Annotated in this window: 17 protein-coding genes; 9 read left to right on the top strand and 8 right to left on the bottom strand. The window is 38.6% G+C overall.

Translation table 11 applies throughout. The annotated features are described in order from the left end of the window. Positions 1-96: 96 nt before the first annotated feature. From G4D63_RS11875 to G4D63_RS11865, 3 genes are all read right to left on the bottom strand, one after another. Positions 97-231 carry a YvrJ family protein gene (locus G4D63_RS11875; RefSeq protein WP_163179852.1) on the bottom strand — a complete coding sequence of 45 codons (135 nt, stop codon included), beginning with the start codon at positions 229-231 and terminating at the stop codon, positions 97-99. A 65-nt stretch (positions 232-296) separates the two neighbouring features. Then, positions 297-509, bottom strand: a complete 213-nt coding sequence (locus tag G4D63_RS11870; RefSeq protein WP_163179851.1) for a DUF2922 domain-containing protein — start codon at positions 507-509, stop codon at positions 297-299. A gap of 38 nt (positions 510-547) precedes the next feature. Continuing rightward, on the bottom strand, positions 548-766 hold the full coding sequence (locus tag G4D63_RS11865; protein ID WP_163179850.1) for a DUF1659 domain-containing protein: 219 nt from the start codon (positions 764-766) through the stop codon (positions 548-550). A 295-nt stretch (positions 767-1061) separates the two neighbouring features. On the opposite strand from G4D63_RS11865, the gene G4D63_RS11860 reads away from it, so the two are divergent. Together G4D63_RS11860 and G4D63_RS11855 are read left to right on the top strand one after the other, a co-directional pair. Next, the gene (locus tag G4D63_RS11860; protein ID WP_163179849.1) at positions 1062-2066 is read left to right on the top strand and encodes a CE1 family esterase; all 1005 of its coding nucleotides are present in this window, start codon (positions 1062-1064) and stop codon (positions 2064-2066) included. Positions 2067-2382: 316 nt separating this feature from the next. Further along, a complete protein-coding gene (locus tag G4D63_RS11855) occupies positions 2383-4773 on the top strand; it encodes a carboxypeptidase-like regulatory domain-containing protein (RefSeq protein ID WP_163179848.1) in 2391 nt (796 codons plus the stop codon). A gap of 184 nt (positions 4774-4957) precedes the next feature. Here G4D63_RS11855 and tagU read toward each other — a convergent pair whose 3' ends face one another. Next, positions 4958-5896: a polyisoprenyl-teichoic acid--peptidoglycan teichoic acid transferase TagU gene (gene tagU / locus G4D63_RS11850; protein ID WP_163179847.1), complete on the bottom strand. Its 939-nt coding sequence runs from the start codon at positions 5894-5896 to the stop codon at positions 4958-4960. A 187-nt stretch (positions 5897-6083) separates the two neighbouring features. Here tagU and galE point away from each other — a divergent pair, with 187 nt between their 5' ends. Continuing rightward, complete coding sequence (gene galE / locus G4D63_RS11845; protein WP_163179846.1) at positions 6084-7097, top strand: UDP-glucose 4-epimerase GalE; 1014 nt, start codon at positions 6084-6086, stop codon at positions 7095-7097. Positions 7098-7172: 75 nt separating this feature from the next. Here the strand turns inward: galE and G4D63_RS11840 are convergent, their stop codons facing one another. The 4 genes from G4D63_RS11840 to G4D63_RS11825 form a co-directional block, all read right to left on the bottom strand. Further along, on the bottom strand, positions 7173-8666 hold the full coding sequence (locus G4D63_RS11840) for a S8 family serine peptidase (RefSeq protein ID WP_163179845.1): 1494 nt from the start codon (positions 8664-8666) through the stop codon (positions 7173-7175). Between the two features lie 129 nt (positions 8667-8795). Next, on the bottom strand, positions 8796-8936 hold the full coding sequence (locus tag G4D63_RS11835; RefSeq protein WP_420837815.1) for a YvrJ family protein: 141 nt from the start codon (positions 8934-8936) through the stop codon (positions 8796-8798). A 258-nt stretch (positions 8937-9194) separates the two neighbouring features. Next, complete coding sequence (locus G4D63_RS11830) at positions 9195-9407, bottom strand: DUF2922 domain-containing protein (RefSeq protein WP_163179844.1); 213 nt, start codon at positions 9405-9407, stop codon at positions 9195-9197. A 38-nt stretch (positions 9408-9445) separates the two neighbouring features. Next, positions 9446-9664, bottom strand: coding sequence for a DUF1659 domain-containing protein (locus G4D63_RS11825; protein ID WP_163179843.1), 219 nt, complete (start codon positions 9662-9664; stop codon positions 9446-9448). A gap of 452 nt (positions 9665-10116) precedes the next feature. Between G4D63_RS11825 and G4D63_RS22075 the strand changes: the two genes are divergently transcribed. The 6 genes from G4D63_RS22075 (at position 10117) to G4D63_RS11800 (ending at position 15674) form a co-directional block, all read left to right on the top strand. Continuing rightward, the gene (locus G4D63_RS22075; protein ID WP_275580290.1) at positions 10117-10245 is read left to right on the top strand and encodes a hypothetical protein; all 129 of its coding nucleotides are present in this window, start codon (positions 10117-10119) and stop codon (positions 10243-10245) included. A gap of 190 nt (positions 10246-10435) precedes the next feature. Beyond that, positions 10436-11245 carry an SGNH/GDSL hydrolase family protein gene (locus G4D63_RS11820; protein ID WP_163179842.1) on the top strand — a complete coding sequence of 270 codons (810 nt, stop codon included), beginning with the start codon at positions 10436-10438 and terminating at the stop codon, positions 11243-11245. Between the two features lie 82 nt (positions 11246-11327). After that, complete coding sequence (locus G4D63_RS11815) at positions 11328-12053, top strand: YveK family protein (protein ID WP_163179841.1); 726 nt, start codon at positions 11328-11330, stop codon at positions 12051-12053. A gap of 40 nt (positions 12054-12093) precedes the next feature. Continuing rightward, the gene (locus tag G4D63_RS11810) at positions 12094-12738 is read left to right on the top strand and encodes a CpsD/CapB family tyrosine-protein kinase (protein ID WP_239585958.1); all 645 of its coding nucleotides are present in this window, start codon (positions 12094-12096) and stop codon (positions 12736-12738) included. Positions 12739-12966: 228 nt separating this feature from the next. Continuing rightward, entirely contained in the window at positions 12967-13731 is a 765-nt protein-coding gene (locus G4D63_RS11805) for a tyrosine-protein phosphatase (protein WP_163179839.1), read from the top strand. Between the two features lie 113 nt (positions 13732-13844). Next, on the top strand, positions 13845-15674 hold the full coding sequence (locus tag G4D63_RS11800) for a polysaccharide biosynthesis protein (protein ID WP_163179838.1): 1830 nt from the start codon (positions 13845-13847) through the stop codon (positions 15672-15674). Positions 15675-15679 lie beyond the last annotated feature (5 nt).

Genomic DNA, 15679 nt, shown 5'->3' with positions numbered 1-15679 from the left:
TTTTTCGTCTTTTTTGGGACAGGGGGACAGGTCCATTGTCCCTAGCTGCCTTAGGCAACTGGTCCACGGTACCTGTCCCCCTGTCCCACTCCTGTCCTATTTCAATCGCTCTGGAAGTCCTTGAATGGAGTCGTTTAACATCGTCAGCTTGGCTTCGATTCTATGAAGTAAGTAGAGTGTTACTACGATAGGAAATCCAACTTCACTAACGAATGGTAGCATTTGATCCATATACATCCTCCTTTGTGATAAAAATAGCCAGCACCACTGATTGTGATGCTGACTTAAAAACTAGATTACATAACTTCTGTTACGTTACGTTCGACGATGCGAGCGCCTTTCTTGCTTACAAGGTCACCGCCAGCTGATACGAAAACATTCGCGCTTAGTATTGAAGTCATCGCTGCGTCTAATGCTACTGGATCTACTGGTTCGATTGGGTTGTCAATTGCTATCGTAACGGTTTTGTTTTCTTGGTTTAAAAATTGAAGCTGTAGTGTTTTAGCCATTAAAATCTCCTCCTTTCTTTAGAAAATAAGTGCTGTTATTACGCCCCTAAAAGATGCTTGTCGTTGCGTTCAATTGCGCTGACTGGATACTGCTGCAGGCCTACGATGCTTTGAGCTACTGCATAAAGGCCATCTGTTGAAGCTGATGTCTTAATGTTGCTGAAGTTCTTACTCTTGTAAGTAGGTTTCCCTTCTAAATCAACACCAGTTTCAAACACTAATCGAAGCTGTGAATCCGAAATGAATGCTGTTGCCATGGTTGTTTCACCTCCCTTCACCTTTTATATAGTCAATTAAGAGGAGAAAGGGGTTAACGATATAAAAAAAGTTTCATTTTTTCTAAAAAATTGAAAGTCGAAAGTCCCTCACCCATGTTTTCTATTGTTAGTTTTAGAGGAGGGAGCCAGAAACTAAAGCTTTTTTCAAATCGACATTTCTGCAACAAATGTCGAGAGAAAAAATCAATAGTACAGAAACATGGCAGGTATTTTAACATGATTTGTAAAATAGTATTATTGATAGAAAATTTTGAAAATGGAGTGGTGAAGAGTGTTGAAAAAGTGGATTTCGGGTTTTGTTGTAATCGCTTTCATTATGTCGCTGGTTACAAGTGTATCAGCAGCAACTTCGACAAACGGGTTCAAAGCGGACGAGAGGATGGAATTTGGCGGACTTGTACGATCGTTTGATTATTATGTTCCTTCATCGTATACGGGTGATGAAGAGGTACCTTTAATGTTATCTTTTCACGGTTCTGGAAGTTCCAGTACAGGGCAGCAGCTATTGTCCAGTTATATAACCGTTGCGGAGAAAGAAGGTTTCATTGTTGTTTTTCCGGATAGTACGGTCATTGGTACGGATGGAAATATACTTGCACCAGGTACGTATTCTGATGCTTACAATCCAAATACTGAACTAGTCAGAAGGTGGAATATTGACTCACCAGCTGTTAACCTTGCTATGCAGAAACTAAGTACGATTGACGATGTTGGCTTTACTGAAGCATTAATTGATCACTTTGTTGCAAACTTCAATATTGACGAGAGCCGGGTTTATGCAACTGGTATGTCATGGGGTGGTTTTTTCACCAACCATTTGGGTGTTCATCTAAATGACCGCATAGCTGGAATTGGTGCTGTAACAGGCCAAATGGCATTAAGTACGCCTCAACCCATGCTGAAAAAAGGGTTGCCAGTAGTATATGTGATGGGGGATCAAGATCCGACTGTTCCGCCAACAGGGATTCCGGGACTTACATACTCGGTGAAGGACGCTATTTCTTACTGGTTAAAAGTAAATAATAAAGCGCGTGTAGGGTCGGTAACTTATTTACCCTATCTAGAAACTACTGTTCCTGACGATACGAACATTCGTCGTGAAGTATTCAGCAAAGGGAATATACACAAGCCGCAAGTGATTTTATACACAGTAGAGGGCGGAGGTCATACTTGGCCAGGAGGACCACAATATTTACCTGTGAGTATGATTGGGAAAGCAAGTCAGCAAATGAACGCGAGCGAAGTAATTTGGAATGATTTAAAGAAGTATAGTAGATAAAAGAACCATATACTCCATCTAAGTAGTAGAAACTAAAGCTTTGGGTAATCCTCCGTACTTTACAATTCAAAAAGCCAGGGGCATAGCTCCCTTGGCTTTTTTGTGGTGCAAATTCATAAGATAGTTCCTAATATCTCGGTTAGCAACCTAACTCGTTATTCTGGTTTTATGGAGCTTCTGAACAACTAAAACTACTGTCGAAATAATTATTTTTAAAGACCTTAATTATTAAGAGGTAAATATTTACATGAAGGCGAATATACTACTTTGCAATAAAAGAAGTCATCGTCATTTAACATGTTAAGGAGGAAGAAAATTGGTTAAAAGAATCCTGTATTCGTTCTTGCTAGTAGTATTCTTAGTTAGTAGTTTTGTAGTTGAGATTCAGGCAAACACCACATCAGTTCCAAGTGTAAATGCTGAAAAGAGTCAAAAAGACATTCAGGGAAAAATGAAGGGTTTAGAAGGAACAGTTAAGGAAGGTATTCACCCGATAAAAAATTCGCAGTTATGGATTCAGGCAAAAGGTGAAACGAAATTTTTCAATGTTACGACCAATTCAAAAGGAAAATTTGAAACTAACATTCCAGATGGTGTGTATACGGTTAAAGCCATTCACCAAAACAAGTCATGGTTTAATACAAACGAAGCTTTTAACGTTAAGAATGGGAAATTGAGTAATGATGAAATCCAGATTACAGAAAAAAAGAAAATAAAAGAGTCTACTAAAAAAACTGAATCTAACCTATTAGGGGTATTAAAAGAAGGGGATAAGGGAATTAAGGGGGAGCTTATTCTATCAAGATATACTAGTGAGTATGATGAAGAGGTTTTCTTTGTATCCTCTAAGAACAATGGTAAATTTTCCGCCTTTCTACCCGATGGAAATTACCTGCTTTTTGGGGTAAATGTAGATGGAGGCTCTTATCATCAACAAATGTATTTCAAAGTGGAGAATGGTGAGCTTTATATTGATGAGCAAAAGCAATCGACCTTAATGATTACACTACCAGAAAAGGTTTACAATGGAAGCATTACGTCTAGTGAAAGCTCCCTAGTTGAGGCAAGTGTAATCCTTGAAAAGGTAATAAATGAAGAGGAATATAACTATGAGTTTATTGAATTTGTAGCTACAAACAAGAAAGGTCAGTTTTCATTTAGAAAACTAGCAGATGGTACTTATTCAATCAGTGTCTATCATCCAACGTATTCTTCATGGCAAGTCCTTAAGTTTGATGTAGTGAATGGATTGCTTTACATAGATGGTAGTGAGGTCGCTACCTTTGATATAAAGGTTCCTGAGATCACTTTACAAGGGCAGCTCTTAGAAGGGAAGAATGCCATTACAGAAGGCTACATCGACATTGAAGGCCATACTACTGATGGGGAGTTTACTGGTTTTTTTAACACCAACGTGGATAGCAAGGGTAATTTTGAATATCGATTAAGTGACGGGTTATACAGGATTACTTCTATATATGAGCAGAACCGACAAACAAATGTAAATCTTTCATTTGAGATTCAGAATGGAAAGCTTATACAAGATGGAGTTGAGAGTGCTGGATTAGTTATTAATCTACCACCGGTGACTTTTAAAGGAAAGTTATTGGATCAAGGAATTTCACTACAAGGTTCAGTCTATGTAGAAAAGGTTAATGAAGATGGAAGTACGGAGTGGTTCAATGCTTCTACTGACGAGACGGGTGTATATTCCTTAAGACTAACAGACGGAGAGTATAGACTAGTAGGAGCCTATCTATATGAAGGGAACGAGGAAATAGGTTTTTCAACCCTATTCGCTATTCTAGATGGAGAATTATATGTAGATGGAAACAAACAAGAACTTCTCGAACTTCAGATCCCGCCAGTAAGTTTCTATGGAAAGGTTTTGGATGGGGAGCACCCTGTAACAGGTGGTCAAGTATCATTTACGACGTTAGATGAGGGGCAATATTACTGGAAACAGATTAGCGAAGATGGCTCGGTCTCAATGCGTTTTGCAGATGGCGAGTATAAGGTCAAGTATGTTGATTTGTTTGATGGAACAAGTACGGAGTTAAACCTAGCCTTTACGATTCAGAATGGAAAGCTTTATGTAAACGGTGAAGAAAAGGTATCACTTGATATCGTGATTCCAGCTGTAACATTAAGTGGTGTTCTTCTTGATGCAGGTGTTCCTGTTACAGGTTCTATTAATCTATATTCAATCAGTGATCCTAATCAAACCTATTATTACGGGCATGCAAACGAAGATGGTACATTCCAATTTCGTCTACCAGATGGAGAGTATGTTTTGGATGCAATCTACTTTAATGATGGCACTTCATTTATACCATCCATCAATTTTTCAATTGTATCAGGTGAGTTAGTCGTAAATGGGGAAACGAAACAAAGCCTTGAGATTACGATTCCACCGTTAACTCTAACGGGTACAGTATTTGACAGAGGTCAGGTTGTATCAAGTGGAAATGTAAATGTAATGGAAATTGGAGGGAGCTATAGCTGGTTCAGCAGTTGGATTCATGAGGACGGTACTTATGGACTCCGGTTACCTGATGGAGTATATGAGCTATATTCAGTTGATACTCCTGATACCGGAAGTGTTTATTTTCATAAAGGCTTCACAATTTCAGAAGGTAAGTTATTTGTAGATGGTGTGGAGTTAGGGCGCTTGGACCTTTTCTTGGAAGAGGGTACTATTAACTAATATTTGTTTAAAAGGGTGTCCCAAAGTAAAGCTTTGTGGACACTTCTTTTTATTTTATACCAAAATGAAGGTGGGGATATTTGGATAAAAGATTTTCACTCCTAGGTGGCTTAGGCAGCTGGGACAAGGTGCCTGTCCCTCTGTCCCACTACAAAAAAAGAAGACAAGCACAAAGCTAGTCTTCTTACTTTAATTCCAAATGCTCTCTTAACGTAGTAGATAATTTCACTTGCTCATCTTCTGGAACCGTGTAATAGTAGATTCCATTAATCTTCTCTCCGCTACCTTTAATTTGTAGTTGCTCGAGGCTATGGCGTGCTTCTTTATAATTGGCTTGGATATCAACCATCTGATCAAAGCTTAAATCGGTCTTTACATTGCCACCTAAAATAGTGAGAACATCGTCAAATTTGTTGATAGAAGAAAAGCTTGCACCTTTTTGGATGATACCTAGAATAATTTGTTTTTGGCGGTCCTGGCGGCCAAAGTCACCTCTTGGATCCTTGTATCTCATTCGTGAATAGGCGAGTGCTTGTGCGCCATTCAGAGTGATTTCGCCTTCTTGAAAGGTATATCCAGCTTCTGTGAATGAAAACGGATTAGTAACGGTTACCCCGCCCACTGCATCTACTATTTCCTGAAAGCTTTCCATGTTTACTTTAATATAATGATCAATCGGGATGTCTAAGAAGTTTTCGACGGTTGCAACGGCCATATCTGTACCACCAAACGCATAAGCATGATTGATTTTATCCTGTGTACCTTTTCCGACCATTTCAGTCCTAGTATCACGTGGAATACTGACCATTTTCATGGACTGCGTAGTTGGATTAACCGTGATGACAATCATAGTATCGGAACGACCAATGTCACCTGTTCGTTCATCAACGCCCATGATTAAAATAGAAATCGGATCTTTTTCCGTATATTCTACTTTTTCGATCCTTTTTTCTGATACTTCTCTGGTGGGTTGTTCGTACATTTGGCTTGCTGCTTGTTCAACGGAAGAGTATATAGAATAAACATAGGCACTGATTCCGATTAGTAAAACACCGAGAATACTTAACGTAATCCAGAGCCACTTTCTTTTCTTGCGATTTTTTGAATTTAATTGTTCTCTCATTTTTTTACCTCTTTTAGTTTAATAATCAAAATCTATCAGGTTCCGGCCATCTAGTCAATTATTACCAAACAGCATGCCCATATTAGGCGTTGGCACTCTCGTTTAAATGAAATATACTTGCTATAGTATATGGGGAATTGTAGGATTTATTTAAGGATAAAACAAAAGAACGTCGGAGGATCTATATATGTCAATTTTAGTCACAGGTGGAGCGGGATATATCGGGAGTCACACATGCGTGGAATTATTAAATGCTGGTTATGAAATTGTGTTAGTCGATAATCTTGATAACAGTAAGCCTGAATCCCTTAAGCGTATAAAAGAATTAACGGGAAAAGACTTTGCTTTTTATCAGGTAGACTTATTAGACAGGGAAGCACTTATTCAAGTATTCACTGACAACAACATAGAAGCTGTCATTCATTTTGCGGGGTTAAAAGCAGTAGGGGAATCTGTTCAGCAGCCATTACGTTATTATCATAATAACATTACAGGTACATTGATCCTCACTGAAGTGATGGAGCAGTTTGGTGTGGAGAAGATTGTATTTAGTTCTTCTGCTACTGTATACGGTATGCCAAAACAAGTGCCGATCTCTGAGGACTTCTCTCTATCTGCGACTAACCCGTATGGTCGTACAAAGTTAATGATTGAAGAGATTTTAAGAGATGTTTATACTTCTAATAACAAATGGAGTATTGCATTACTGCGTTATTTTAACCCAATTGGTGCGCATGAAAGTGGCAGAATTGGTGAGGATCCAAACGGAATTCCTAATAACCTCATGCCTTATATCACTCAAGTCGCAGTAGGAAAACTTCAGCAATTAAGTGTATTTGGAAGTGACTATGTGACTGTTGATGGTACCGGAGTTAGAGACTATATTCACGTGGTCGATTTAGCAAAAGGTCACTTAAAAGCATTAGAAAAAGTTATGAATGCAAAGGGTGTCGAGGCCTATAACCTAGGAACAGGTAAAGGGTATAGTGTTCTTGAGATGGTAAAAGCATTTGAAGAAGCTTCGGGTAAAAAGGTTCCATATCAAATCAGTGAAAGAAGACCTGGGGATATTGCAGAATGCTATGCAGATCCTACCAAAGCTAAAGAAGAACTAGGATGGGAAGCAGAAAAAGGCATTGAAGAAATGTGCAAGGACTCGTGGAAATGGCAATCTGAAAATCCACATGGTTACGGGGAGTAAACAGCAAAGAGACGTTCTCGCGTATATATAAAAAGAGGTATCTCGAATGAACGAGATACCTCTTTTCTTCTTTATCTATTCAAACAGAGAGTACACAGTAGATAACCCATGTCCGAATTCTTTATCTGTACCTGTTTTATCAATATCCTCAGCATTTTGCTTAAGTAATACTTTTGCCTTATTAGGAGTCATTCCCTCATATTCATCGAAAAGAAGGGCAGCCACTGCAGCTACTTTTGGTGCTGCCATGGAAGTACCAACGTTCCAAGCATAACTTGGAGATACATATTCATAACCAATGACTTGTTCCTTGTCATTAAGAATATATTTGACATCTGGTACAGAACTAAATGCAAACTCTTTTTCAAAAAGTCTTTCTTTTAAGTATTCATTAAAATTACCTTCCGTGAGATACTGCATGTACATTTCATAATTCCCACCCGGAGCAGCCACATCAATAAATCCAGCTCCATAATTAGAGTAAAGAGCTAGCTCATCCTTTGGACCAGTAGAGGCTACTGTTACCACGTTTGGAATAGATGCAGGTGCAAAAACACTTGCGCCTTTGAACTCATATCCAAGTGTACCGTATTGTGAATTTGCAAAGTCTGTTACATTCTTTGGACTAGATGCATCAACAGCGTCATTTCCAGCTGCTGCAACGATTAGTGCTCCTTTTGACTCAGCGTACTTAGCTGCTCTAGTATAAGCAACATATTCTGCAATATCAGATCCAAGACGCACTCTTTCTCCTGTCTCCGGATCAGTATAAAAAATCTGACCTTTTGCGTAAATACCACCAAGACTCATGTTAATTACTTCTACACCATCATTTGCTGCTGCAACAATCGCAGCCATAATCCATGCACTGTACGCTCCACCCTCAGCACCAAATACACGGTAAGCCTTGTGTCCAACATTAGGAGCTACACCTAGCATCGCTCCATTTCCAGCAATACTTCCTGCCACGTGTGTTCCATGTCCATTTCTGTCTTGAACATCGTTAACATCACCAGTTTCAGACCCATCTACCCCATACACTCCACCTGGAGGTACAAAGTTCTTTGAGCCTGGAAGAAGATTTGTTAAAACATCTGGGTGATTTAAATCAATACCAGAATCAATCACTCCAACCACAACGTCATGACTTCCACTGTGCTCAGCAAAAGTTGCACCGTTATTAGTTAGGCGCTTAATATCCCATTGGAACTCATCGAATAAGTAAGCTTCCTCAGTATTAATTTCGTTAGACTCTAACGGAATAGACTTAACTTCTGGTAATTGAAAAAGTAAAGAAGGATTTGCAGCCGAAACAGCTGAACTTCCAATTGCTTTCTTTGCAAAGTTAGCAGGCGCCTTTACTTGTACAACGCCAATTTCTGGAACCGAATAAACGATTTCCCCACCAAGATCAGAAATAACCTTTTCTGCATTCTTAGGTGAAGATTGACCTTTAAATACAACTGTAAATAAGATCTCTTCCTCACTTTGTTGTGTGGCAGCTGCTGCTGGCATAGCCAGTCCAACAATGAGCACCACGCATAGTAGCTTAAATAAGTACTTTTTCATAGTATTCCTCCTTGTTTAATGGTCTTTCACAATAATATATTTCTACACTCGTAACGATATCCCTCTATTTTAATAGAAAATTTTAAATATTCATTAATATAAGTTTAATTGAATGAATTCTTCCTATTTCTATTCCCTCAACTTCACTGGAAGTTCCTGAATCGAATCATTCAACGTTGTCAGCTTGCCTTCAATCCTATGCAGTAAGTATAGGGTTACAACAATCGGAAATCCGACCTCGCTCACAAAAGGTAACAATTGTTCCATCATACATCCTCCTTTGTTTATAAATGGCTATTTTCGTATAGATTGTTGCTTTCGTAAAAATCCTAAAAGCCGGATTTTTACTTGGTAGTACATTGTCCCGTGCTTTAAATAGAGAAAGTTGCTCTTTTCTAACTAGTAAAACTCGGTTTTACAGATAAAAAGGGAGAATTCTTGGACATATGTGATTGAAAAGCAACAATGTTTTAGAAAAGAGCCTTATAAAAATAGCCAGCACCACCTTAGTGATGCTGACTTCAAAAATTAGATAACCTCTACTACATTACGCTCAACAATACGAGCGCCTTTCTTACTAACAAGATCTCCACCAGCTGATACGAAAACATTCGCAATTAAGATTGAAGTCATTGCTGCGTCTAATGCTATTAGATCTACTGGTTCAATTGGGTTGTCAATGCCAATGGTCACTGTCTTATTTTCTTGATTTAAAAATTGCAGTTGAAGTGTTTTAGCCATTTTGTACTCCTCCTTTCCTTATAAAATAAGTTGTGTCATTAAGCTCCTAAAAGGTGCTTGTCATTGCGTTCGATTGCGGTTACTGGATACTGCTGTAAGCTCACGATGCTTTGTGCGACTGCATAAAGGCCATCAGTTGAAGCAGATGTTTTAATGTTGCTGAAATTCTTACTCTTATAAGTAGGATTTCCTTCTACATCCACACCAGTTTCGAATACCAATCGAAGCGTTGAATCTGATAATAATGCTGTTGCCATTGTGATCACCTCCTTCTCCTTGTATATAGGTGATTACAAGGAAAAAGGGGTTAAGGCTTTGAAATTTATTTATGTATAGGGTTTTTTAACGTTGTTGTTGATTTTCGTTGCAGGACACTCGCTTTCCGCGGGCGAGTCCGTGAGCCTCCTCGGCGAAAAACGTGCCTGTGGGGTCTCCCGTGACCCGCTCTCCCGCAGGAGTCTCGCGTCCTTCTACTACAATCAACACTGCTGGAAAACCAATATTTTACATTAACAGAGCCTAAGTATATTTAGTTACTCTCCTTAATTTGTAATAATTTGTAAAACACTTCTTCCATTTCGACAACAACATTCTACAACCTACCCAACCAAACCTTGATACGATAAACAAAATAACAAGTCTTCGAAAGAAAGATTCGCAGGATTAGTCAAGATCGGTTAGCACAACTAAAGTAAAGGGGGATGCATCCATGCCGTATTATGCGTTTAAAGAAATATGGACACCGTTAACACCGTTTAAGATTCGTCTTTACCGCTGTATCGAGGACAACAGACTCTTTATCAAAGTTGGGAAAAATCCTAGAAAAGCATTGTTTTAAAAATTACTACATACTAATTCGAGTGTAGAGAGTTCTCTACACTCTTTTGTTTTGGATTAATATAAATTGTGACATTTTTATACATATTTAATAAAAAATACAAAAAGTATTTGAAGATATAGGAAAGAAAGTGGCATAATAAAGAAATGTATGAACATGGAAAAGAAACTTATCGATAAGGGGGATGAGTATGAGGTTCATCATTCTGGGTGTCGTCGTAATCATGTCGATCGGTACCATAATCGCTGGACATATACACTGGAAAGACAAACTAGCAACCTATCATGGTGCTAAAAGTAGTGTAGTAGCCGAAGTAGAATCTAAAACAGAAAGTGAAACGTCATCGTCATTACCAGTCGATGTTTCTCTATATACGAAGAATCTACCAGAAGAGGTGCAACAAAAATTTCAAGACGCAGCGGAATCCAATACTCCGGTAGTCTTCACCATCATGGGCTCAAAGTCAACATCAGCCTCTGAAACTGCCTGGCCAAGTCTTCTTAAACAGCAACTTACTGAAACATACGGTGAAGTCATATTGAAAATTAACATCATCGAAATCCCAGATAAAAACTCAACGTCTATTATAGAAGAAGAGCTTTATAAGGAAGCTGTCTCCCAAAAACCTGATCTAGTACTGCTAGAACCATTTATGCTTCAAGATAATGGAGAAGTAACAATGGAGGACAGGCTAAAAAATCTAGAATTTCTATTAAATGAGTTTCGAACCAGTAACCCAGAGGCATATATATTCTTGCAGCCAGCAAATCCACTCTATCAAGCAACCTATTATCCAAGAGAGATTCAGGATTTAGCAGGATATGCTACTGAAAACAACATCACCTACCTCAATCACTGGGAAGCTTGGCCTGATTTAGAGTCTAGTGAACTAACAAACTATCTACTACAAGATCCCAACAATTCTTTAAAGTCAATCCCAAATGAAGCAGGACACAAGCTCTGGGCTGATTACTTAATACAATATTTCATTAGTGAATAATTGGGAATTTTTACATCATTAAACAAAAAATAGATTGTTGCTATAATACTATTATGAAAACAGAGTCATCTAGGAGGCTATCATGGAAGAGACTATTAGTTTAAAGGAGTTGTTTCAGACACTTCGGAAGCGTTTGGGACTAATCGCTATTATTACCATCCTTGCAGTTACCGTTAGTGGAGTCGTTAGCTACTTCTTCTTAACACCGATTTATCAAGCATCGACACAAATTCTCGTTAATCAAAAGAAACCATTAGATCAATTGTATAATGTAGGAGAGCTTCAAACGAATGTTATGCTCATTAACACGTACAGAGATATTATTCAAAGTCCGACCATACTTGATAAAGTAAAAGAGCAATTAGAATTAGAGACAATTGGACAAATATCCGTAGCAAGTGAAAGTAATTCACAGGTTTTTTCAGTAACAGTCCAAGATCCTGACCCTGTAAAGGCAGTGGATATTGCTAATACCATCGCAAATGTGTTCCAAACAGAAATTATGACCATGTTTGGTGATAACGTAAATATTATATCTAAAGCAGAAGTAGCGGAAACGCCACAGCCGATTAAGCCGCAGCCTATTTTAAACATGGCGATTGCGTTAGTCGTAGGGCTCATGCTTGGAGTAGGACTAGCCTTCCTATTAGAGTACTTAGACAACACGATTAAAACAGAGCAAGATATTGAGAAATTACTAGAGTTACCTGTACTAGGTGCAGTAACTGTTATTACTGTAGATGCAGACAAAAAGTCAACCTCTGCACAAGCAAATAAAAGATCGAGAGGTGAGAACCTTGGTGCGTAATCGTAGACTTGCCGTCGCATCGAATCGTAGCTTAATTACGATGACTACTCCTAAATCACCTATATCAGAGCAGTACCGAACGATTCGTTCTAATATCATGTTTTCAGCTGTCGATCAACAGCTTCGTTCGTTCATGGTCACTTCTCCGGGTCCGGCAGAAGGAAAATCGACAACTACCGCAAATTTAGCAGTTGTGTTTGCTCAGCAGGGGAAAAAGGTACTAATCATTGATGCAGACTTAAGAAAGCCAACTGTTCATTACACTTTTGGTTTGAATAATCATATTGGTTTAACAAATGTACTTACTAAGCAAACAACATTAGAAAATAGCCTAAGAGAGACGGAGCAAGAACATTTATTTGTTCTCCCAAGTGGACCGATTCCACCTAACCCAGCTGAGATTCTTGGATCAAGAGGAATGGAGGATCTCCTAGTAGAGGCGTATGAGTTGTTTGATCTTGTCATATTTGATACTCCACCGGTGTTAGCGGTAACGGATGCGCAAGTGTTAGCGAATCAATGTAATGGAGTGGTACTGGTTGTAAATAGTGGTAAGACCGAAACGGAAATGGCCATTCGTGCAAAGGAGCAGTTAAACAATGCAAAAGCCAAGCTATTAGGTGTTGTATTGAATAATAAAGCCTTTAAAGAAAGTCAGTATTACTACTATTACGGAAAAGACTGAGAACGTTATAGAAACTTATATTCATATAAAAACCCTTATACACGTAAACTCTATATGTTGGAGTTTACGTGTATTTTTTTTGTAAAAAAATAGGAAGTATATTATATATCAAAATAACGAATATCTATCAAGTTTCGACAAAATACACCTATTTCGAGAAGCGAAAGTCTGTGCTAGTATTAGTAGAGTAATCTTGTCGGATATTGGAAGGAAGGTGGGTAGATAGTCATGATTGATATACATTGCCATATTCTATCTGGCCTAGATGATGGTCCAAAGGACATAACTCAATCCTTACATATGGCGAAAATAGCCGTTGCCGAAGGTATTACGAAAATTGTCGCAACTCCTCACTTTAATCAACATTATGAAAATGAGAAGAAGACGATTGTTCAAGACGTGCATAGGTTAAATGATGCGCTACAAGAAAATAAAATTCCACTCCAGATTTTACCCGGCCAAGAGCCTCGTATATATGGAGAAATTCTAGAGGATTACGAACAAGAGAAAATCCTAACCATCAATGATTCTGGAAAATACCTGTTCATCGAATTACCGTCGAATCATGTTCCAGCCTATACAGAAAGTTTATTATTCGATATTCAAATGAAAGAGATCACACCGATTATTGTTCATCCAGAACGAAATCAACAAATCATCGAGAATCCAGATATTCTATATAACCTGGTGAAAAAAGGTGCACTTTCGCAAGTAACAGCTAGCAGTATCACCGGTGATTTAGGAAAGAAGATTAAGAAGTTCTCTCTCCAGTTAGTAGAAAATCAGCTTACTCATTTTATTGCTTCTGATGCTCATAATGATACAAGTCGACCGTTTCGACTGAGAGCAGCATATGGAGCTGTGCAAAAGGAATTTGGATTAGATACGGTCTATCTATTTCAAGAAAACGCAGAAATTTTAGTTGAGGGAAATAATGTTTATAAAGAAGAACCCCAAAGGATCAAAAGTAAGAAGTTCTTTGGTATTTTTTAGGGGAGTTTGTAAGCAACTTTCTGAAAAGTTAAAAAATAGTAGTTATCACTTATTCGCATATATCTATTTTGACTACGGTCATCAACATTAGCAGTCAAGGGAGTGCCATCATTTTGTCATACATAAACCGGTTAACGTTTTTTATTATATTAGATTCGATGATTGTCATCACGGCGATTTATATCAGTTATTTTATCATTCATCCGAATCTTGCAATCTTTTCGATTCCTTCGTTGCTAGTTAGTGCAATTACTCTATTAGTTGGACATCATATGTTTGCGTCGATCTATCATCTTTATAAAAAAGCGTGGGAATATGCGAGTGTTCCGGAAATGATTGCGATTACGAAGGCTGTAACGTTATCGATCATTTTAGCGGCTGCTGTTCAGTTAATTATACATAGCGATTTGTATTTTCGGGCGTTATTAATTACGTGGATGCTACATATATTACTGATTGGTGGTTCGCGTTTTTCGTGGAGAATGTATAGAGGTAGATATGTAAGAGCTACAAAGGAAAAGAAACGTACGTTAATTGTTGGAGCAGGTGCGGCAGGGCAGATGGTTGTTCGTCAACTACTTCAAAACCATGATGCTGATTTAGAGCCAGTTGCTTTTATTGATGATGATTTGAAAAAGCATCGTCTACATATTTTAGGAATTCCTGTTTTAGGTGGTGCAGATTGCATCGAGAAGGTAGTAACAGATTTGCAGATTGATAATATCGTCATTGCGATTCCTTCTTTAAGTAAGAAGGAGCTAAATGTGATTTTCCAAGGATGTCGAAACACAAAGGCAAAGACACAGATGATTCCGATGATTGAGGATTTGATGATTGGAAGAGTATCGGTGAAAAACTTCCGCGATGTTCAGGTTGAGGATTTACTTGGAAGAGAGCCAGTTGAATTGGATACGGCGAGGATTTCAGAAAACATTACAAATAAAGTGGTTTTAGTAACAGGTGCTGGTGGATCGATTGGTTCAGAGATTTGTCGTCAAGTGATGCGATTTGAACCGCAAAAGTTGGTTTTACTCGGACATGGTGAGAACAGTATTTATTCTATCGAAATGGACTTATTATCGCTATTTCCACATACAAAAGTAGAAATAGTCACAGAAATTGCAGATATTCAGGATCGTAATAAAATCTTCTCAGTGATGGATAAGCATAAGCCGGATTTTGTGTATCATGCGGCTGCTCATAAGCATGTTCCGTTGATGGAGCGTAATCCTGAAGAAGCCGTGAAGAATAATGTCTTTGGGACGAAGAATGTGGCAGAGGCGGCGGACACCTTCGGTGTTGGGACATTTGTCTTGGTTTCATCTGATAAGGCTGTTAATCCGACGAATGTGATGGGTGCGACGAAGCGCTTTGCAGAACTTGTCATTCAGGAGATTGACCGTGTTAGTAACACAAGGTTTGTGGCGGTTCGGTTTGGGAATGTGCTGGGTAGTCGTGGTAGTGTGATTCCTTTGTTTACGAAGCAGATTAAAGCTGGTGGACCGGTGACGGTTACGCATCAGGATATGACTAGGTATTTTATGACGATTCCGGAAGCTTCTAGGTTAGTGATTCAGGCTAGTGTGTTGGCTCGAGGTGGCGAGATTTTTGTGCTTGATATGGGTGAGCCGGTGAAGATTGTGGATTTGGCGAAAAACCTTATTAAATTATCTGGATTTAGTATTGAGGAGATTGGAATTGCTTATAGTGGGATTCGTCCTGGTGAGAAGATGTATGAAGAGCTGTTGAATGATAACGAAGTACATACTGAGCAGGTTTTTCCGAAGATTCATATTGGGAAAGCGGTTTTGGTGGATCCAAGTATTGTTCACACGTTTGTTAGTGGCTTTGAGAAGATGAGTGTGGATGAGATGAGGGCGTATTTGCTTGCGGTGGCTAATGGTCGAATGGATGAAGTGGGGTATGGTTTGGTTAGTGGTTGAGTTGG

It is taken from the genome of Bacillus mesophilus (genome assembly GCF_011008845.1).
Taxonomy (GTDB): Bacteria; Bacillota; Bacilli; order Bacillales; family SA4; genus Bacillus_BS; species Bacillus_BS mesophilus.
The sequence above is the reverse complement of the archived record's forward strand: the minus strand, read 5'-3'. Positions and strand labels throughout refer to the sequence as shown.

Coding starts and splice junctions, on each gene's coding strand:
- G4D63_RS11805 (WP_163179839.1), top strand. CDS start 12,967: ATGATTGATATACATTGCCATATTCTATCTGGCCTAGATGATGGTCCA.
- G4D63_RS11820 (WP_163179842.1), top strand. CDS start 10,436: ATGAGGTTCATCATTCTGGGTGTCGTCGTAATCATGTCGATCGGTACC.
- G4D63_RS11875 (WP_163179852.1), bottom strand. CDS start 231: ATGGATCAAATGCTACCATTCGTTAGTGAAGTTGGATTTCCTATCGTA.
- G4D63_RS11835 (WP_420837815.1), bottom strand. CDS start 8,936: ATGATGGAACAATTGTTACCTTTTGTGAGCGAGGTCGGATTTCCGATT.
- G4D63_RS22075 (WP_275580290.1), top strand. CDS start 10,117: ATGCCGTATTATGCGTTTAAAGAAATATGGACACCGTTAACACCGTTT.
- G4D63_RS11870 (WP_163179851.1), bottom strand. CDS start 509: ATGGCTAAAACACTACAGCTTCAATTTTTAAACCAAGAAAACAAAACC.
- G4D63_RS11830 (WP_163179844.1), bottom strand. CDS start 9,407: ATGGCTAAAACACTTCAACTGCAATTTTTAAATCAAGAAAATAAGACA.
- G4D63_RS11825 (WP_163179843.1), bottom strand. CDS start 9,664: ATGGCAACAGCATTATTATCAGATTCAACGCTTCGATTGGTATTCGAA.
- tagU (WP_163179847.1), bottom strand. CDS start 5,896: ATGAGAGAACAATTAAATTCAAAAAATCGCAAGAAAAGAAAGTGGCTC.
- galE (WP_163179846.1), top strand. CDS start 6,084: ATGTCAATTTTAGTCACAGGTGGAGCGGGATATATCGGGAGTCACACA.
- G4D63_RS11815 (WP_163179841.1), top strand. CDS start 11,328: ATGGAAGAGACTATTAGTTTAAAGGAGTTGTTTCAGACACTTCGGAAG.
- G4D63_RS11865 (WP_163179850.1), bottom strand. CDS start 766: ATGGCAACAGCATTCATTTCGGATTCACAGCTTCGATTAGTGTTTGAA.
- G4D63_RS11810 (WP_239585958.1), top strand. CDS start 12,094: ATGACTACTCCTAAATCACCTATATCAGAGCAGTACCGAACGATTCGT.
- G4D63_RS11840 (WP_163179845.1), bottom strand. CDS start 8,666: ATGAAAAAGTACTTATTTAAGCTACTATGCGTGGTGCTCATTGTTGGA.